Below are 274 nucleotides of genomic sequence, written 5' to 3' on the forward strand. Positions count from 1 at the left end.
GGTCGCGCACCATGGCGCGGATCACCGCCAACTGCTGATAGTCCTTTTCGCCGAACACGGCAAGGTCTGGCTGGACCATATTGAACAGTTTGTTCACTACGGTGGCCACGCCCTCGAAGTGCCCAGGCCGGCTGGCGCCGCACAGGCCTTCGGAAAGCTGGGGCACGCTGACGCGGGTTTGCACGCTCATGCCGTCGGGGTACATCTCTTCCACGGTGGGCGCGAACAGCAGGTTGCAGCCGGCCTGCACCAGGCGCTCCTGGTCGGCTGCCAG

General features: G+C 65.3%; 1 protein-coding gene. It reads right to left on the reverse strand.

Annotation, left to right across the window (positions count from 1 at the left end; translation table 11 throughout):
- A partial coding sequence (locus SB719_RS19965) for a pantoate--beta-alanine ligase (protein WP_412159711.1) occupies positions 1 to 274 on the reverse strand: 274 nt, incomplete at both ends.

Origin of the sequence: Pantoea sp. SIMBA_079, assembly GCF_046940275.1 — a bacterium.
GTDB classification, from domain to species: domain Bacteria; phylum Pseudomonadota; class Gammaproteobacteria; order Enterobacterales; family Enterobacteriaceae; genus Pantoea; species Pantoea borealis.